The organism is Bifidobacterium callitrichidarum (assembly GCF_003129905.1).
Taxonomy (GTDB): Bacteria; Actinomycetota; Actinomycetes; order Actinomycetales; family Bifidobacteriaceae; genus Bifidobacterium; species Bifidobacterium callitrichidarum.
On record NZ_QFFM01000040.1, the window covers coordinates 1 to 17,962 of the forward strand.

General features: G+C 61.9%; 16 protein-coding genes. 13 read left to right on the plus strand and 3 right to left on the minus strand.

The window, feature by feature from the left end; all coding sequences use genetic code 11:
- Positions 1-203: 203 nt before the first annotated feature.
- Entirely contained in the window at positions 204-704 is a 501-nt protein-coding gene (locus tag DF196_RS12550; RefSeq protein ID WP_109058154.1) for a GNAT family N-acetyltransferase, read from the plus strand.
- Between the two features lie 186 nt (positions 705-890).
- On the opposite strand, the gene DF196_RS12555 is transcribed toward DF196_RS12550, so the two are convergent.
- Positions 891-1,718 carry an aldo/keto reductase gene (locus DF196_RS12555; RefSeq protein WP_109058141.1) on the minus strand — a complete coding sequence of 276 codons (828 nt, stop codon included), beginning with the start codon at positions 1,716-1,718 and terminating at the stop codon, positions 891-893.
- A 184-nt stretch (positions 1,719-1,902) separates the two neighbouring features.
- On the opposite strand from DF196_RS12555, the gene DF196_RS12560 reads away from it, so the two are divergent.
- The 8 genes from DF196_RS12560 (at position 1,903) to priA (ending at position 9,432) form a co-directional block, all read left to right on the plus strand.
- Positions 1,903-3,393: a xylulokinase gene (locus DF196_RS12560; RefSeq protein WP_241519720.1), complete on the plus strand. Its 1,491-nt coding sequence runs from the start codon at positions 1,903-1,905 to the stop codon at positions 3,391-3,393.
- Positions 3,390-3,671, plus strand: coding sequence for an acylphosphatase (locus DF196_RS12565; protein WP_109058143.1), 282 nt, complete (start codon positions 3,390-3,392; stop codon positions 3,669-3,671). Before DF196_RS12560 ends, DF196_RS12565 begins: the two co-directional genes overlap by 4 nt.
- 90 nt (positions 3,672-3,761) lie before the next feature.
- On the plus strand, positions 3,762-5,159 hold the full coding sequence (gene hisD, locus DF196_RS12570; RefSeq protein ID WP_170115082.1) for a histidinol dehydrogenase: 1,398 nt from the start codon (positions 3,762-3,764) through the stop codon (positions 5,157-5,159).
- Between the two features lie 64 nt (positions 5,160-5,223).
- Positions 5,224-6,396, plus strand: coding sequence for a histidinol-phosphate transaminase (locus DF196_RS12575; protein ID WP_109058144.1), 1,173 nt, complete (start codon positions 5,224-5,226; stop codon positions 6,394-6,396).
- A gap of 116 nt (positions 6,397-6,512) precedes the next feature.
- Positions 6,513-7,115, plus strand: coding sequence for an imidazoleglycerol-phosphate dehydratase HisB (gene hisB, locus DF196_RS12580; RefSeq protein ID WP_109058145.1), 603 nt, complete (start codon positions 6,513-6,515; stop codon positions 7,113-7,115).
- Positions 7,115-7,915: a hypothetical protein gene (locus DF196_RS12585; protein WP_109058146.1), complete on the plus strand. Its 801-nt coding sequence runs from the start codon at positions 7,115-7,117 to the stop codon at positions 7,913-7,915. Before hisB ends, DF196_RS12585 begins: the two co-directional genes overlap by 1 nt.
- A gap of 83 nt (positions 7,916-7,998) precedes the next feature.
- Complete coding sequence (hisH, locus tag DF196_RS12590) at positions 7,999-8,646, plus strand: imidazole glycerol phosphate synthase subunit HisH (protein ID WP_109058147.1); 648 nt, start codon at positions 7,999-8,001, stop codon at positions 8,644-8,646.
- Between the two features lie 60 nt (positions 8,647-8,706).
- Positions 8,707-9,432 carry a bifunctional 1-(5-phosphoribosyl)-5-((5-phosphoribosylamino)methylideneamino)imidazole-4-carboxamide isomerase/phosphoribosylanthranilate isomerase PriA gene (gene priA, locus DF196_RS12595; protein WP_109058148.1) on the plus strand — a complete coding sequence of 242 codons (726 nt, stop codon included), beginning with the start codon at positions 8,707-8,709 and terminating at the stop codon, positions 9,430-9,432.
- A gap of 169 nt (positions 9,433-9,601) precedes the next feature.
- Here priA and DF196_RS12600 read toward each other — a convergent pair whose 3' ends face one another.
- On the minus strand, positions 9,602-11,044 hold the full coding sequence (locus DF196_RS12600; protein WP_109058149.1) for a DUF2252 domain-containing protein: 1,443 nt from the start codon (positions 11,042-11,044) through the stop codon (positions 9,602-9,604).
- Between the two features lie 163 nt (positions 11,045-11,207).
- On the opposite strand from DF196_RS12600, the gene glnA reads away from it, so the two are divergent.
- Positions 11,208-12,545, plus strand: a complete 1,338-nt coding sequence (glnA, locus tag DF196_RS12605; protein WP_109058150.1) for a type I glutamate--ammonia ligase — start codon at positions 11,208-11,210, stop codon at positions 12,543-12,545.
- Positions 12,546-12,759: 214 nt separating this feature from the next.
- Here glnA and DF196_RS12610 read toward each other — a convergent pair whose 3' ends face one another.
- Complete coding sequence (locus tag DF196_RS12610; RefSeq protein ID WP_158276328.1) at positions 12,760-14,199, minus strand: DUF5067 domain-containing protein; 1,440 nt, start codon at positions 14,197-14,199, stop codon at positions 12,760-12,762.
- Positions 14,200-14,440: 241 nt separating this feature from the next.
- On the opposite strand from DF196_RS12610, the gene DF196_RS12615 reads away from it, so the two are divergent.
- From DF196_RS12615 to DF196_RS12625, 3 genes are all read left to right on the plus strand, one after another.
- Positions 14,441-15,679, plus strand: coding sequence for an MFS transporter (locus DF196_RS12615; RefSeq protein ID WP_109058152.1), 1,239 nt, complete (start codon positions 14,441-14,443; stop codon positions 15,677-15,679).
- A 103-nt stretch (positions 15,680-15,782) separates the two neighbouring features.
- Positions 15,783-16,772, plus strand: a complete 990-nt coding sequence (locus tag DF196_RS12620) for a LacI family DNA-binding transcriptional regulator (RefSeq protein WP_109058153.1) — start codon at positions 15,783-15,785, stop codon at positions 16,770-16,772.
- Positions 16,773-16,968: 196 nt separating this feature from the next.
- On the plus strand, positions 16,969-17,907 hold the full coding sequence (locus DF196_RS12625; protein ID WP_241519721.1) for an ABC transporter substrate-binding protein: 939 nt from the start codon (positions 16,969-16,971) through the stop codon (positions 17,905-17,907).
- Positions 17,908-17,962: the final 55 nt, after the last annotated feature.

Genomic DNA, 17,962 nt, shown 5'->3' on the forward strand with positions numbered 1-17,962 from the left:
CCCGGAAGCTAAGGCCTGGCACGGCGATGGTACTGCACCCGACAGGGTGTGGGAGAGTAGCACACCGCCGCACTACACTTACAGGAAGCCCCGATACCCACACGGTACCGGGGCTTTCCCATATCCCCAGCCGGACACAGAGAAACCGACGCGGCAAGAATGGGAAGTATTCGCCTGTAACACGGATGCATACAATAGGCGGCATGAGTCACGAAGTCATTCGCCATGCGACTATGGATGATCTGGATGCTTTGGCGGCTATTGAAGCCGAATGTTTTCCGCCGGCGGAAGCTGCAAGCATCTATTCATTGCAATCACGGTTGTCTGTATATCCCGATTGCTTCTGGCTGCTTGCCAATGGGGATACGATAATCTCCTTTATCAATGGGTTCACCACGAATCGGCCGGATCTGACCGATGACATGTACGATGATGCGACGTTGCATGATCCGCAAGGGGAGTGGCAGATGATCTTCGGCGTCGATACGGATCCCCGATTCCAGCATCAGGGTCATGCCAGTACACTGATGCGCGCCGTCATTGAAGATACTCGAAAAGCCGGGCGCAGCGGTTTGGTACTCACTTGCAAGAACCGTCTTATCGGGTTCTACCAGCGTTTTGGATTCATCGATGAGGGACTTTCCTCATCAACACATGGGAATGTGGCCTGGCACCAAATGCGTCTGACCTTTGATGAAGCCTGATTAACCTTGCCTGATTAACCTCAAAGGTATCTTTTGCATTACTGATGCCGATGGGGCTTGCGACATCATATGATGCGGTAGTTCGTTGCGGGCAACTATCCATCGTGCCGGTTTTCCCATTAGCCGTACGGGAAAACCGGCACAAATCACAAGCCATATGCCAATAGCCGATTAACAGCCGACTCGTCAGAAATCGAAGTTGTCAGGGTCGGCACCGTTGCGACGACCGGTTTCCAGCGCATTGATGGCCTTCATATCCGCATCGGACAGCTCGAAGTCGAACACGTCGAAATTCTGGCGGATACGCTCGGCATGCGTGGACTTCGGCAGCACCACGATGCCACGCTGGATATGCCAGCGAATCACCACCTGCGCCGCGGACTTGCCATACTCGGCTCCGATTCGTGCCAGCTCCGGATCGGACAGCAGATTGCCGCCAGTGCCACCCAGCGGGCTCCACGCCTCGGTGGCAATGCCGAGACCGGTCAGGTCGTCGATGAGTTGCTGGTTCGTGAATTGCGGGGAGGACTCGATCTGATCGACCGCCGGCTTCACATCGCTGCCTGCCAACAACTCATCAATGTGGTGCTTCTGGAAGTTGCTCACGCCGATGGCCTTGGCACGGCCGGAAGCGTAGATCTCCTGCATGGCATCCCAAGCCTCGTGCCAGCCATCGACCGGCCAATGAATCAGATAAAGGTCCACGTAGTCCACGCCCAGACGATCCAGGCTTTCCTGGAAGGCTTCCTTCGTGCGACGGGCGCGGATGTCGTCGTTCCACAGCTTGGTGGTCAGGAAGATGTCACCGCGCGGCACGCCGGAACGACGAATGCCCTCGCCCACGGAGGCCTCGTTGCCATAAATCATGGCGGTGTCGATATGACGGTAGCCGGTCGCCAACGCCGTCTCGACCGCGTTCACCGTGGTCTCGCCGTCCGGTGTTTGGAACACGCCCAGACCCACTTGGGGAATGACCGTGCCGTTATTGAGCATGATCGTCGATTGAATCGCCATAATGCCTCGCTTACTGAGAGTGATGGTTTCCGCTGATATTGTACGAAGGCGTCGGGGCGAAGACAGCAGCGAAACATGAGCTTTCGCCAGCGAAGAACAGATATGGACCCGGGCGGGAACAGGACATCGGTGCATGGCTACGATAGGCAACAACGGAAACCGGCTGGTGAGGGGAGAAGGAATCGTGACTGTGCGAGCGTACGCGGCGACGTTTGACGTGGGCACCACGGCATTGAAAGGCGCTTTGGTCGCACGTGACGGCGGCATCGTGGCCAGCGCCAGCGAAAACCTGACCCTGATCATCGACGGCGACTATCGGGAACAAGACCCCGACCAATGGTGGCGGGCGTTCCGCACGGTGTCGCGATCCATATTGGCACAGGTACGCGCGAACGAGCCCGGTTTCATCGAAACGCAGATTACCGGCATCATCATGAGTGGTCAGATGCAGGACGTGATCGCTTTGGACGAATCGCTACGCTCCGTACGCAACGCCATCCTATATTCGGACGGCCGCGCCGGGGCACAGGCTGGCAGTCTCGCCGAAGCCTACGACGGCGGTGCGTCGCGATTCCTGGATACGGTCGGCAACCGTCTCGAAGGATGCCTGCCGCTGCCGAAACTCATGTGGCTCAAGGAACATGAGCCGGGAACATTCGCGCGAATCCGCCACGTCCTCATCAGCTCCAAGGACTATCTCATCGCGAAACTGACCGATACCTGTGTGGGCGATGTGGCCGCATGCTCGACGGCCGGCGCGATGGACATCCACACCGGGCAATGGTCGGCGGAACTTGCCACGGTCGCCGGCATCGACGGCGCGCTGTTCCCGGAGCTGCACAGACCGCAGGACCGTATCGGTGCCGTCACGGAAGAAGCCTCCCGGCTCACAGGATTCAGCGTCGGCACTCCCGTCTACGCCGGCATCGGCGATGCGGGCGCCACCACATACGCCAGCGGCGTGAGCCGCCCCGGACAATACAACATCAACATCGGCACGTCCGGCTGGATCGCCACCGTCTCCCCGGAACCGTTCACGGACAAGCCGGGCGCCGCGAACCTCGCGTTCGGTGTGGCACCCGGATATGTCAATGCGGTGCCGTTCCTCAATGCCGGCGACGTGCACAAATGGGTGACGAACACGCTCGCGGGCGCCGATTACGAGGAGGCACATGAGCTGGTCGGCGAATCCGTGCCCGGCTCGCACGGTGTACTGTGCCTGCCGTATCTGGTGGGGGAGCGGTTCCCGGTCATGAACCCGGACATCCGCGGCGCATATACGGGCATCACGCCGGACACCACGCGCGCCGACCTGGTCCGTGCCGCGCTCGAAGGTGTGGCGTTCTCCATCCGTCAGGGCATGGAGAGCTTCGATGCCGAGCCTACCGAGATCTCACTCATCGGCGGCGGGGCGCGGGAGACGGCATGGTGCCAGATCCTGGCCGACGTGCTTGGACACCCGGTCACGGTATTCGCCAATGCGGACGTGCTGCCCGCGGTCGCCTTGGCCTCGTTGGTGTTCGACGATTCCGAGCTGGCCCGCGGCATAGGCGAACGTACCGTATATCTGCCCGATCAGGATGCAATGGATGCCTACGATGCCGTTTATCCGCGCTTCCTGCGGCTGTACCCGGCGCTTCGCTCCCTGCAACGGGAACAGGAAAGGGACGCATGATGGATGTGGTGCGCAAACACATCGTCGTCACGGGGATGGTGCAGGGCGTGGGCTTTAGGTATTTCGCCGTGATGCAGGCCCGCAAGCTCGGCGTGCTGGGCTGGGTGCGCAACAGGCTCGATGGTTCGGTCGAAGCCGAGGCACAGGGAAGCGGAGATGCCGTGGAGCTGTTTGTGTCCGCGTTGCGCCGGGGGCCGAGGTGGGCCGACGTGCGGGCCGTGGAGGTCACGGACATCGCACCCCGGCAGGATGCCGACTTCCGCGTGCGTGGCCTGTGAGGATGAGCGGAACCTCCTCAGTCTCACGATTCGGGTGAAAGTGGACATCGGACGGGGGTTCGTGGCTTCACGTTGCTACGATGAGGCGTTATGAGCGAGAACATCATGCGTATCATCGACCTTCGTGGTCAGAAACTGTCCCGTGCCGAACTGCTGGCCGCGATGCCGCGTGCCGCGATGGGCACCTCCGAGGCCACCGATCTGGTGCGTCCGATCCTGGACGATGTGAAGGAACGCGGCGCCGCGGCCCTGCGCGACTTCGAGGAGAAGTTCGACCACGTGCGCCCCGCGAACCTGCGCGTGCCAGTCGAGGTCATGCAGGAGGCGCTCAAGGAGCTTGACCCCGAGGTGCGTGCCGCCATCGAGGAATCCGTGCGTCGCGCCCGTGCGGTGGCCGCCAACCAGGTGCCGAAGGACTTCCACACTGATCTGGCCCCCGGCGCCCGCGTGGCCGAACGCTGGATTCCGATCCAGCGCGTGGGCCTGTACGTGCCCGGCGGCAAGGCCGTCTACCCGTCTTCCGTGATCATGAACGCCGTGCCGGCCCAGGCCGCCGGCGTCGAATCGCTGGCCATCGCCACCCCGCCCGCCCGCGACAACGCGGAGGGCCTGCCGAACAAGACCATCCTCGCCACCTGCGCGATCCTCGGCGTCACCGAGGTCTACGCGGTCGGCGGTGCCCAGGCCATCGCCATGTTCGCCTACGGCGCCAAGGGCTCCGAGCCGCAGGATGGCGACGTGCTGTGCGATCCGGTGGACAAGATCACCGGCCCGGGCAACATCTTCGTGGCCACCGCCAAGTCCCTGGTCTCCGCCTTCGTGGGCATCGACGCCGTCGCCGGCCCCACCGAAATCGGCATCATCGCGGACAAGACCGCCAACCCGAGCCTGCTGGCCGCCGACCTCATCGGCCAGGCCGAGCATGACGAGCTCGCCGGCTCCGTGCTGTTCACCGATGACCCCGAACTCGCCGAGAAGGTGCAGGAGAACCTCAACTACCGCGTGCCGCGCACCGAGCACGCCGAGCGCGTCCACACGTCCCTATCCGGCACGCAGTCGGCCATCGTGCTGACCGACGGCCTTGATCAGTCCATCGACGCGGCCAACGCCTACGCCGCCGAGCACCTCGAAATCCAGACCGAGGACGCCGACGCCGTGGTCAAGCGCATCAAGAACGCGGGCGCCATCTTCCGCGGTCCGTACTCGCCGGTGCCGCTGGGCGACTACATGTCCGGCTCCAACCACGTGCTGCCCACCGGCGGTACTGCGCGCTTCGCCGCAGGCCTCGGCGTGCACACGTTCATGAAGCCCGTCGAAGTCATCGAATACGACGAGGAGGGCCTGAAGGCGCTCGCCGCCCGCATCAACGCCTTCGCCGTCTCCGAGGATCTGCCCGCCCACGGCGAGTGCGTGCTGAGCCGCTTCGTCAAGGATCCGTATGACAAGGCCACCCTGCGCGAGCAGGAAGTCGAAGCCGGCCTGCGCTGAGCCGATTGGTATTGGAATCCTGGCTCCTTCATGCACGGGAGCCAGGCATATTCCGGGGAGAGAAATGACTGAAGCAACGAACGCTATTCCGGCGAACCTGCCGCTGCGCAACGACCTGATCGGCGAGGAGCCCTACGGCGCGCCCCAGCTCGACGTACCGGTGTGCCTGAACGTCAACGAGAACTCGTACGCGCCGGATCCGGCCGTATGCGAGACGATCGCCAAGCGCGTGTTGGAGATCGCGCCCACCCTGAACCGCTACCCTGACCGTGAGCACATCGCGCTGCGCCAGGCGTTCAGCGACTACCTGGCCCGCGAGTCCGGCACCCGTCTGGATGTGGATGAGCTGTGGGGCGCCAACGGTTCCAATGAGATCATGCTCCAGCTTTTCCAGGCGTTCGGCGGCCCCGGCCGCACGGCATTGGGCGCCGACCCCACCTACTCCATGTACCCGGAGTACGCGCGCGACACGTTCACCGGCTGGAAGCTGGCCCACCGCAACGCCGACTTCACCCTGAACGTGGACAAGACCATCGAGGCCATCCACGAGGTCAAGCCCTCCATGGTGCTGCTCACCAGCCCGAACAACCCGACCGGCACCCCGCTGCCGATGGAGGACATCGAACGTATCCTGGCCGCCTGCGAAACCGCGGACGTTGCCGGCGCCCCCGAAGGCGTGCACCCGATTCTCGTGATCGACGAGGCCTACGTGGAATTCCGCAAGCCAGGCACGCCGAGCGCGGTCTCCCTCATCAAGGACCATCCGAACCTGGCCGTCAGCCGCACCATGAGCAAGGCGTTCGCCTTCGCCGGCGCGCGCGTGGGCTATCTCGCCGCGTCCAAGGGTATCATCGACTGCGTGCGTATCGTGCGTATGCCGTACCACCTGTCGGCCGTGACGCAGGCCGCCGCGCTCGCCGCATTCGAGCACACGGACGAGCAGCTGAGCCGCGTGGAGCACCTGCGCGAGACCCGCGAGGCCACCGCCGACTGGCTCAAGGCGCAGACCTACAAGGGCCAGCCGCTCGAAGTGGCCGAGTCCGGCTCCAACTTCCTCCTGTTCGGCGGCCACTTCGACGACCGTGACGCCATCTTCGACGAACTGCTCAAGCGCGGCGTGCTCATCCGTGTGGTGGGCCCCGTCGGCTGGCTGCGTGTGTGCATGGGCACCGACGAGGAGATGGAACGGTTCCGCAACGCGCTCACCGAAACGCTGCGCATCGTCGAAGCCAAGTAACGCAAGGCATATCAAACAGCGCGATAATGAACGGCGGGGCAGGTCCGCGAACGGAGTGCCGGACCTGCCCCGCATGCTTCTCGCATATCCAATGACACCCGTGAAGGAGAGATGACATGGCGCGCACCGCGCACATCGTCCGCGAAACCAGCGAATCGCACATCGACCTCGAACTGAACCTCGACGGCACCGGACAGACCGACATTGACACCTCCGTGCCGTTCTACAACCACATGATGAACGCGCTCGGCAAGCATTCGCTCATCGACCTGAAGATTCACGCCCACGGCGACACGGACATCGACGTGCACCATACCGTGGAGGACACGGCCATCGTATTCGGCGAGGCGTTGAAGCAGGCCCTCGGCGACAAGCGCGGCATCCGCCGTTTCGCCGACGCCACTGTGCCGCTGGACGAGGCGCTCGCCAAGGCCGTGGTCGACATCTCCGGACGCCCCTACGTGGTGTGCACCGGAGAGCCGGAAGGCTTCGAATACTGCATGATGGGCGGCCACTTCACAGGTTCGCTCGTGCGTCACGTGATGGAATCCATCGCGCTGCACGCTGGCATCTGCCTGCATATGCAGGTGCTCGCCGGCCGCGACCCGCACCACATCGCCGAAGCCGAATTCAAGGCGCTGGCTCGTGCGTTGCGCTTCGCCATCGAACCCGACCCACGCATCGAAGGCCTGATCCCCAGCACGAAGGGATCGCTGTGATGACCGGGGACAACAACGGTCTGCACGATTCCGACCGGGATTTCAACCCGGACGAGAGTCACTTCTCCGACGAGGAGTTGGAAGCGGCCCTGGCCGGATTCGAACAGGAATTCGCGGACGACTCGTCTTCCGATGGGGCAACGGATCAGCCCGGATCCGGTACGACACCGGATGACGGCACCACCGGCACGGGGAAGAACGATGCCAGCGGTGATACCACCGGCATCACCGCCGATGATGCGGCCTCCTCCGTGGCGGACGCGGTGAACGAGGCCATGGCGGACGTCGTGGACCCCTCGGACGGTTTTGACAACGAACTGGCCGGCCTGCTCGGCAATAAGGCCAAGGTGGCGCTGCTGGTCACCCGCGTGGCCTCGGCCGAGCTCCTGGCCGCCTTCTGCCAGCTTTCGGACATCTCGGCCGAATGCATCGGCTCCAATCAGGGCGCGGTAGCGGTGCTCAAGAACCTGGACGGCGACGGCCCCGAAGCCGCCGCCAAGGACCTGACCACCGTGGTCTCCGGCATGGCCGTGATTCTGGCGGTCAACCGTGCCGACAAACTGGAGGCCAGCATGTACGTGCAGGGCGAGGCCGTGCAGACCTTCGCGCCGCCGGTGCTGTTCACCTCCACGCCGCGCTTCGTGGAGGACATGATGCTCAGCATCGTGACCTTGGGCCAACTCAAGACGCAGGGCTTCGAAGTGGTGGACTCCGCAGGATTTACCCATGACCAGGCCATGCAGGTGCTCGCCAACCACACCAAGCGCGGTCGCGGCGGGCGTGGCTCGCGCATCGAATAGTTCCCGATGATCGTCGTGCGTGGCAGCGGGTCGCGGATGACGGACGACAACGAGAAACGAACGAAGGAAAGGCTTGAGAAGCGATGACCACAGCGGTTGTCTTTGATTACGGCTTCGGCAACGTGCGCTCCATGGTGCGCGCGCTGGCCAATCTGGGAGTCGACACCACGCTTACCTCCGACTACCGTCAGGCCCTCGAAGCCGACGGTCTGGTGGTGCCGGGCGTGGGCGCATTTGCGGCCTGCATGGAAGGCCTCAAGAAGGTGGATGGCGACCGGGTGATCTACGACCGCATCCGCGCTGGCCGTCCGGTGCTCGGCGTGTGCGTGGGCGAGCAGATCATGTTCGAACACGGTCTGGAACACGGTGCCCATGCCGACGGCGTGGGATTGATTGGCGGTTCGGTGGATCTGCTGGACGCGGACGTGGTGCCGCATATGGGCTGGGACACCGTCGAGGCCGCACCCGATTCCGTGCTGCTCAAAGGCGTGGAACAGGAACGCTTCTACTTCGTGCACTCGTACGCCGCCATGGCCGTGAGCGCTGCGGACACCTCCCGGTTCGACATCGACTTCGGGGATGCGCCCGAGCGGGTGAGCTGGTGCGAGTACGGGCGTTCGCGTTTCGTGGCCGCTTATGAGCACGGCCCGCTTTTCGCTACACAGTTCCATCCCGAGAAGTCCGGTGATGCCGGCGCCCAGCTCCTGAGGAACTGGATTGCCACGCTGTGAGCACGGACCAGCCCGGACGCTGGTTCGGTTTTGATTGTTTTTGAGAGAAAGGTTGTTCCCATGTCTTTGACGCTGCTTCCCGCCGTTGATGTCCGTGATGGCAAGGCCGTGCGCCTGCGCCAGGGCGAATCCGGCTCCGAAACCGATTACGGTTCGCCGTTCGAGGCCGCCCGCACCTGGGTGGAGGCCGGTGCCGAATGGATTCATCTGGTCGATCTCGACGCCGCGTTTGGCACGGGCAACAACCGCGACCAGCTGCGCGAGATCGTCCATGAGCTGGGCGACAAGGTGAACATCGAACTGTCCGGCGGCGTGCGCGACGACGATTCGCTCGAGGCTGCCCTGGAGGCCGGCGCCGCCCGCGTGAACATCGGCACCGCCGCGCTGGAGAACCCGGACTGGACCGCTTCGGTCATCAAGAAGTACGGCGACCGCGTGGCCGTCGGCCTGGACGTGCGTGGTCACACGCTGGCCGCCCGCGGCTGGACCCGCGAGGGCGGTGATCTGTTCGAGACCATGAAGTTCCTCGACTCCGTGGGTTGCTCCCGTTACGTGGTGACCGACGTGGCCAAGGACGGCATGATGTCCGGCCCGAACATCCAGCTGCTGCGCGAGGTGGCCGAACGCACCGACGCCAAGGTGACCGCCTCCGGCGGCATCTCCAAGCTGGACGATCTGCGCGCCATCAAGGAACTGGCCGATCTGGGCGTGGACGCCGCCATCCTCGGCAAGTCCCTGTACGCGCGTGCCTTCACGCTCCAGGAAGCGCTGGAAGTGGCGAAGTAGTCGATCTCTTGACTGCTCTCGGTGAGCAGTGGCCGAGTAGTAGGGGAGGGGAGTCTTACTCATATTCGAGTAGGGCTCCCCTCAGTCGTTTTACGACGACGGCTCCCCTCAGGGAGGGGAGCCAAGAAAACAACCGTGGTTGACAGTTGTAATCAGACGTCAACGTGAGTCATGCGCAGGGCAGCTCACCCTTTTTGAGCAGCTTCTTGAAGACGGCGTAGTCCTCGTCGTTCTGCTCGGCGTAGGACACAGCGAACGAGTCAATGGCCTGGTCGAACTCGTCCGTGCCGCCCATGTAGTTGGCGATGGCAATCGAATCGCCGGTGCGGGCGTGCGCATGGGCCAGCGACCACGCGCACATGCGGGCCAGGTCGTTCAGGCCTGAGGCGTTGAGATTGTCGATGTCGATGGATCCCTTGCCGTTCCACAGCTGACGCACGTAGTAATCGCGCTTGCGACCGTCCTCGGCCATGAAGCTGGACCAGCCCAGCAGCACGTCCGCCGTGGACTGGATGAGCTTCTGGCCCTGGACCACGCGCTCGCCATGCGTGGCGTACTTCGAGGCGCCACAGTAGTGCTCCAGCACCGAATAGGTGGCCTCCTTCATCTGGATCATCATCGGATCGTCGATGTCGCGGGCGATCCACACGGAGGTCCAGGCGCGCTGGCCCACCGAGCCCACGCCCACCACCTTGCGGGCCGCATCCTGATAGCGCAGATGATCGAACACCATGCGGCGGTCGTCGTACAGGGAATGACGGTAGCTTTCGAACAGCGTGTCGATGCGAGCCTGCAACGCCTCCAGGTCCGCATAGTTGTCGAGTTCGTTGATAGGCACCAGCTCGGGCGGATTCGACTTGAATCGTAGCTTGCCGTCCTCGTACCGGCACAGCTTGGCGGCCGCTGCGTCATTGTCCTTGAGCAGCGCCTTCATGGCTGCCTCGCGCAGCACGCGGGAACGCTTGGACCCGGTGGTCTCGAAGCGGTCCAGCGTCTCCTCGACGTCCAGATGCTCATACCATGCGTCCAGATAGTCCATTTCGGAGAACCACTTCATGCGCGTGCGGTAGGTCTGCACACACTGCCGAACGGCCGCACGGCGGTCCTTCTCCTTGATCTTGTTCGCCCGTCCGCAGATCTCCACGGACACCGCAAGACGCTTCAGGTCCCACTCCCACGGGCCGATCGCCGTCTCGTCGAAATCGTTGATGTCGAACACCAGACGTGCGGACGGGGAGCGGAAGATGCCGAAATTGCCGATGTGCGCGTCGCCCACGCACTGCACCGGGATGCCGGTGACCGGGGTCGAGGCCAGATCGTTGGTCATGATGAGCACGGTGCCGCGGTAGAACGTGAAGGGACTGACGCTCATGCGCTTGTAGCGCAGCGGAACCAACTCCGGCACGCGGATGGCCGACTGCTCCTCCAGCAGGGCGATGGCCTCTCGTCGGCCTTCGCGCACCTGCCATGTGGCGTGCGTGTTGAGCGGTGCCTTGGTCCGGGCGGCGATGCCGGCACGGGATCGTTCGCGCGGGCTTGCCGCCTGCTTCCAGGACGTGACGTCGACGGGCGGATTGGGGGACGGGGTGAGATGGTCTGCTACTTCGCTCATAGCACTACCTTAACGCCTCGGGCGGCGCCGACCGGCATGCGTAGGGGAGTGGCGCGCGATGCGGGAACCCCGGACGGTCCATATCTTGGGTTCCTGAGTGGTCCGAAACATCACGCGGGATGTTAACGCCGGTCGTAACACGGCTATGGAACGATAGGCGATTATGGATAAACAGCAGGAGTTTGCGCTGCGCACGGTCGAAGAACGCGACGTGCGCTTTATACGTCTCTGGTTCACGGATGTGCTGGGAACACTGAAATCCGTGGCGATTGCTCCGGCGGAACTGGAAGCCGCGTTTGAGGAGGGTCTCGGCTTCGACGGTTCCGCCATCGAGGGCATGACCCGTGTTTCCGAAGACGATATGATCGTTCAGCCCGATCCCTCCACGTTCCAGATCCTGCCGTGGCGCGGCGGTCCGCAAGGCACCGCCCGCATGTTCTGCGACATCCTGACCCCGGACGGCGAACCCTCCCTCGGCGACCCGCGCCACGTGCTGAAGCGTGCGCTCGCCAAAGCCAAGGAGAAGGGTTTCACGTTCTACGTACACCCCGAGATCGAGTTCTATCTGTTCGAAAGCCAGGACGACTGGTCCAAGGCCCCGACCCCGATCGACGAGGGCGGCTACTTCGACCACGTGCCGCGCAGCCCCGGCATGGACTTCCGCCGCGCCACCGTGAACATGCTCGAACAGATGGGCATCTCGGTGGAGTACTCGCACCACGAGGCGGGCCCCGGCCAGAACGAGATCGACCTGCGATATGCGGACGCGCTCACGACGGCTGACAACATCATGACCTTCCGCACCGTGGTCAAGGAGATCTCGTTGGAGCGCGGCATCCATGCCAGCTTCATGCCCAAGCCCCTGGCGGACGCCCCCGGTTCCGGCATGCACACGCACCTGAGCCTGTTCGAAGGTGATTCCAACGCCTTCTACGAAGCCGGCCAGGAGTTCAACATGTCCCTGACCGCGCGCCAGTTCGCCGCCGGCATCCTCTACCATGCGGCGGAGATCTGCGCGGTGACCGACCAGTACGTCAACTCGTACAAGCGCCTGTGGGGCGGCAACGAGGCACCGAGCTACATCTGCTGGGGCCACAACAACCGCTCCGCCCTGCTGCGCATCCCCCAGTACAAGCCGGGCAAGGGCAACTCCGCGCGCATGGAGTTCCGTGCGCTCGACCCGGTGGCCAACCCGTATCTGGCCTACTCGGTGCTGCTGGCCGCCGGTCTCGACGGCATCGACAAGCAGATGCAGCTGGGTGAGCCCACCAGTGACGACGTCTGGGAGCTCACCGACGGCGAACGCCAGGCCATGGGCATCCAGCCGCTGCCGCGCTCGCTGGATGAGGCGCTGAAGATCATGGAGAAGTCCGACTTCGTGGCTGATGTGCTTGGCGAACACGCCTTCGGCTACTTCCTGGACAACAAACACCAGGAATGGGAGGAATACAACCAGCAGGTCACGCCGTTCGAGCTCAAGAAGTACCTGCCGAAGTTGTAGTCGTTTCTTTCGGGTTTACGTTGAAGGCCTCCGCATCGTTTGCTACCAAGCGTCGGTGCGGAGGCCTTACTATTCTGGCTCCCTCTCTGAGAGGAGCTGTCAGCGAAGCTGACTGAGGGGAGCCCAGCCGGGTCCATGTCGACTTTGGCCGTGAATGATCCTTATAACCGGGACTGCGAGGCTGACGCTGGGGTCGGGGCTAGCTAGTGCAGGCCTACCCCAGCGTGAACGTCGCGGTCAGCGGGGAGCTTTTCTCGTCATATGGCGTGAAGGTGACGGTGATAGGCGAGGTCTCGTCACGCAGCACCACCGCATAGTCTACGGTCGTCTTGAGGCCCGGCCGCACGTTGAGCATGTAGGCGTTGTCCACGAAACCGTCCGGCGGATCCATGTAGTAGGCGTTCTCCAGTTTCACGCCGTGCTGTTTGATCTCGACCTTGCCATAGCCGGACAACGATTCGCTGACGTTCGATTCATTAATCCAGTCGATGGAGACGATGGCGGTCGGCTCGTCGTCGAAGTCTGTCGTGGGGCCGCGCCTGATGCCGGCCAGCCTGAGCGTCATGGTGTCGTATTTGTCGGAGCCGATGGTGGTCATGCCCTTGCGGTCGCCGTCCGTGGCCTGCGGCGGTGCGGGAAGCGAATCGGATTCGACCTGCGTCCATGTGCCGTCGCCGTTCGGGGTGAAGCCGGATACCACCAGTGGGCTGAGGTTGTACCGGGCGTCCCGGTCGCTCTGCACGTAGATTGGGGCGGTTTTATCACGCAGCGAATAGGCCAGAGTCGTGGTGAGGCTTTCGCCCGGAGCGACGTCGGTCTGCATGGAATCGGCATCGTAGCCGGGCACGTCCCGGTCGCGGGAGAACGTGATCTGTCCCAATTGCAGGCCGTTCTGATAGACCTCGGGCCAGGCGAGCGCATCGAACGTCAGGGCCTTGTCACTGGTGTTCGTCCATTCGTAGGAGACGATCACCGTGGATCGTCCGTAATAGTCCGTCGGGCCGGACTTGGCGCCGTCGATGGTCATTTTGCCCTTGCTGTTGCCGGACGCATCAAGGACATCGCCGGTGTGTTCCACGGTGGACGGCGTGCTTGCAGCTCCGCCCGTGGTGCCGTCACCGCTGCCATCATCGGTGATCGTTCCGTTATCAGTGCCGTTGCCGTCGTCGGCGACGAGCGAATGCCACGATCGGCCGAAGGATGTGAACCAATCGGAACCACTGTCGAACAGCGGTCCCGCAAGACCCCACACCACGGCGCATACGATGACCGCCCAGACGAATCCGCGACGTTTTTTGCGCGGCTGCTTGGCGTTCTGCCGTGCGACGACCGGATTCGGCTTGCGGAAGGAACTCCGGGCTGATTCGGCCTTCGCGTTGGCGGTGCGGCCGCTGCCGCCGTGGCGTGATGTGGACCGTTTCGCAGGCGTGCTGCCGGACCGGCCATTCCGGCTTGCCGCCGTCGGACCGTTCTTCGCCGGCTTGCGTGAGGCGGAGGCCCATTCCTTGGCCCGCTGTTCGGCCAGGTCACGCATCTGCTGTTTGGTCTCGACGATTTCGGACAGATACTCGGCTCGCTCGGACGGGTCGATGTAGGAGGGCAGGCCATCCTCGAACGGGGAGACGTAATCGTCGTCATGCCGGAATGATCCCATGCGCAGCCTCCTCGGTGCGGTTCGTCTTGGTACTGCGCCCATCAGCGATTGATGTTTGCCAGCACGCCGTTCTTCGGCCGGTTTCCGTCGACGACTTCCCCTCCAGGGGAGGCCAAGTATGGATGCGATAGACAGAACCCTCTCCGCTCCATTGTACGGGTGCCGTCAGCGTGTCTGAAGACCCTTGTTGTAGGGGTTGGCCAATACCATGCAACACGGAAGAAAGCTAAAGGAGTCCGCCATGACCAACACCCCGGCGACCACACCCCACGAAACGACCGACGACACCCGCAAGGACCGGTTCTTCACGCTGCCGGTCAGCATCCTGATCTTCGCCAGCTTCATGCTGGGGTTGAGCGAATTCGTGGTGGTCGGCATCCTGCCTGATATCGCCGAGGGACTCAAGGTCTCCGAAGTGACGGTGGACAATCTGGTGGCCATCTTCGCCTTCGTTTACGCGCCCTGCACGCCGCTCGGCTCCGCGTTGACCGCACGGTTCCCGCGGTTCCGCACCTACCTGACGCTGATGGGCGTCTTCCTAGCGGGCAACATCCTGTGCGCGTTCGCCCCGAACTATCCGGTGCTGCTGGTGGCGCGACTGCTCATCGCGTCGGTGTCCGGCACGCTGGTGGCCATCGCCATGACGTTCGCCCCGGACGTGACCACGGACAAGTACCGCACCAAATTCATCGCATGGGTGTTCTCCGGATTCTCCATCGCCTCCGTGGCGGGCGTGCCGATCGGCACCTCGGTGGCCAATGCGTTCGGCTGGCGCTGGACATTCCATATGATCAATGTGCTTACGGTGATCCTGCTCATCGCGATGTTCCTGGTATTGCCGCGCAACAGCCATATCATCAAGGTCGGCTTCCTGTCCCAGTTCCGTCTGTTCTTCGATCGCCGTATCCATCTGGGCGTGCTCGCCGTGGTGTTCGGCGCCGCCGCAAGCTACGTGTTCTACACCTATCTGACGCCGATCATGCGCGACGAGATCCACTTGCCCGAACAGTACGTGAGCCTGGGACTCGTGGTGTACGGCGTGGCCTGCCTGTGCAGCAACCTGACCGCCGGCAAGCTCGCCGAGCACGGCAGGGGAGTGGAGCCGCTCTACCATCTGCGCTGGGTGTTCCTCGTGCACGCCGTGCTGCTCGCCTCGCTGGCCCTGGCCCATTGGATCCCGCTCTACGGTGCCGTGCTGCTCGTGGCGCTCGGCCTGCTCATGTACCAGTTCAACGCATCCTCGCAGGTGCTGTACATGGATGTGGCCGCCCAGTCGCATCCCGGTTCAATGAACCTCGCCTCCTCGCTCAACTCGATGTCCTTCAACATCGGCATCGCCATCGGCTCCGCGGTCGGCGGCCTCGCCAACGATTTCCTGGGACTGACCTGGCTTGGCCCGGTGGGCGCGATCTTCGCCCTGCTCGCCATGGCCACCGCCATGCTCATGCGCCCGTATGTGGGGCAGCATCCGGAACGCTGATGATTTGGCAATGGGACATGTCGCGAGTCGTGACAACTGGGAACTCTTTTTCCCAGTAAAGTAGCTGACAGAACAGCGTGGTTTGTCGGCGAAAGGCATTTTCATGGTCAATATATCTGACGTGGCCCGTGCTGCAGGAGTCTCCAAAGCGACTGTGTCTTATGTGCTTTCCAATGATCCCCGTATTACGCAGCAGACCGCTGAAAAGGTACGGAAGGCAGTGCGGGAGCTCGGGTATACGGTCAATCACGCGGCGCGGGCTTTATCGGCCAATGAGACCAAGACGTTCGGTATCGTCTCGCCGGCTTCTCATAGCAATTATTTGTCTGCGTTGTTCGGCCTGCACGTATACCTTATGGGTGAATGTGCCGCGCGTTGTGGATACGACACCCTGTTTATTGGCAGCGACGGCGCGGATGCGATGAGAAAGGCATGGACTTCCAAAAAAGTCGATGGTTTCATCCTTATGGATGTCTGTGATGATGACCCTCGTATGCATTTGGCGGTGGATATGAACATCCCGACTGTCGTCTTCGGATCGCCGAAGGATTCATTTGGGCTAGATGTCGTAGATTCCGATTTCAACAAGGAAGCTAATCGCATTATTGAATTTCTTGATGAAGAACAGCATCGCGAAATCACTCTGATACTGTGGTCTAAGCAGATTTTCAAACGTCAGCTGGGATTCGCCTTGCGATTCTATGACGATATCATGGCCGCGGCTCGGCGCAAGAGCATTGATGTCCATGTAATCAGTCCGGATGATGACGATGCCGACCCTGCTCAGATTATCGAACAGGCGCTGAATGCATATTCGAAAGCTACCGCGATGGTGATTTACAACGAACCTGCTACTATTGTGGCTCCACAGACATTTGCGAAAATAGGCGTAAAAGTGCCTGAGGATCTACGTGTAATGACTGTTTTCCCCAAGCAGCTTACCTTGTCGATGAAGATTCCTTTTGCCTCCGTGCAGACTGATATCCGTCAATTAGCTCAAACGGCCATTCAACTGCTGATGTCGAGGGTTGCGAATCGCGACGCGCCGATGGCGAATGTGCTTTTTGATTTCCCGTTAGTGGTTGAGCAGTAACGGGTTTAGCGCTAACAATCATCCGAGAATATTAATTATCTGGTTGTACTAATTTGCGCTAGGCGTCTCAAAGGGGTATATTAATCACTGTTGAACCGGTTAAACAAAGTCAGGACAACCATTACGAGGCTGCGGATGGATGTCCTGAGCCACTGTTTTCACGCGATGTTGCGTGATGATGAAAGGAAACAAAGAGATGACCAATTCAACTACTCGCCGTGTTCTTTCCGTCATGATTGCGGCGGCGACTGTCATGAGCTTGGCTGCCTGTGGTGGAGCATCATCCGCTAAAGATGACAAGACCATTGAGTTCTGGGATCCATATCCGCAGAAGACCGCTGATAGCACCTGGCAGGCATTCGTTGAAAAGTGCGCCCCAAGTGGATACACGATTAAGCGCGTGGGATACGCGCAATCTGATCTTCTCAATAACCTCACCACAGCGGTGAAGGCGAACAATGCTCCCGAAATCGCACTGATTGATAACCCGAAGATGCCAACGGCGGTCGATGCCGGTCTGGTCACCGATATCAAAGCCGCTGGCGTGGATGTTTCGGGCTACGACGAGAACATCGAAGGTCCGGGCATCGTGGATGGAGTGCAGTACGGCATCTCCTACGGCTCCAATGCTCTTGGCCTGTACTACAACCCGACTGTTCTTGAGAAGGCTGGGGTTGATCCCGCGTCCATCACTGATTGGAATTCCCTTAACGCGGCCATTGAGAAGGTGGTGAACGCCGGATTCAAGGGAATCACCTTCGCGGGCATCTCCGGCGAGGAAGGAACCTTCCAGTTTCTGCCCTGGTTCTGGGGTGCTGGCGGTAAGCTGTCTGATGCCTCCGGCTCCACTGCCGAGAAAGATGCATTGGATTTGGTCTCCAATTGGGTCAAGCAGGGATGGGCTCCCAAGTCGGTGGCCACTGATAACCAGTCGGCTGCATGGGATCTGTTCCTGACCGGCGAATACGGATTCTCCGAGAACGGTTCATGGCAGGCTGAGTCCGCTGCTGACGAAGGTTATGAGATGATTCCGATTCCGTCCAAGGACGGCGGCGTGGCTCCAGTGCCCACCGGTGGCGAGTTTATCACCATTCCTATGCAGAAGAACATGAGCGACGTGCCTCACGTTTTTTGAGCGCGTAGGGTGTGGTGGTGCCTCATCGGGAATGAGCGCGAACGGTATCGGTCCT

Bases quoted from the DNA above. Each gene is read 5' to 3' on its own strand.
- DF196_RS12550 (WP_109058154.1), top strand. From the start codon at position 204: ATGAGTCACGAAGTCATTCGCCATGCGACTATGGATGATCTGGATGCT.
- DF196_RS12555 (WP_109058141.1), bottom strand. From the start codon at position 1,718: ATGGCGATTCAATCGACGATCATGCTCAATAACGGCACGGTCATTCCC.
- DF196_RS12565 (WP_109058143.1), top strand. From the start codon at position 3,390: ATGATGGATGTGGTGCGCAAACACATCGTCGTCACGGGGATGGTGCAG.
- hisD (WP_170115082.1), top strand. From the start codon at position 3,762: ATGAGCGAGAACATCATGCGTATCATCGACCTTCGTGGTCAGAAACTG.
- DF196_RS12575 (WP_109058144.1), top strand. From the start codon at position 5,224: ATGACTGAAGCAACGAACGCTATTCCGGCGAACCTGCCGCTGCGCAAC.
- hisB (WP_109058145.1), top strand. From the start codon at position 6,513: ATGGCGCGCACCGCGCACATCGTCCGCGAAACCAGCGAATCGCACATC.
- DF196_RS12585 (WP_109058146.1), top strand. From the start codon at position 7,115: ATGACCGGGGACAACAACGGTCTGCACGATTCCGACCGGGATTTCAAC.
- hisH (WP_109058147.1), top strand. From the start codon at position 7,999: ATGACCACAGCGGTTGTCTTTGATTACGGCTTCGGCAACGTGCGCTCC.
- priA (WP_109058148.1), top strand. From the start codon at position 8,707: ATGTCTTTGACGCTGCTTCCCGCCGTTGATGTCCGTGATGGCAAGGCC.
- DF196_RS12600 (WP_109058149.1), bottom strand. From the start codon at position 11,044: ATGAGCGAAGTAGCAGACCATCTCACCCCGTCCCCCAATCCGCCCGTC.
- glnA (WP_109058150.1), top strand. From the start codon at position 11,208: ATGGATAAACAGCAGGAGTTTGCGCTGCGCACGGTCGAAGAACGCGAC.
- DF196_RS12610 (WP_158276328.1), bottom strand. From the start codon at position 14,199: ATGGGATCATTCCGGCATGACGACGATTACGTCTCCCCGTTCGAGGAT.
- DF196_RS12615 (WP_109058152.1), top strand. From the start codon at position 14,441: ATGACCAACACCCCGGCGACCACACCCCACGAAACGACCGACGACACC.
- DF196_RS12620 (WP_109058153.1), top strand. From the start codon at position 15,783: ATGGTCAATATATCTGACGTGGCCCGTGCTGCAGGAGTCTCCAAAGCG.
- DF196_RS12625 (WP_241519721.1), top strand. From the start codon at position 16,969: ATGACCAATTCAACTACTCGCCGTGTTCTTTCCGTCATGATTGCGGCG.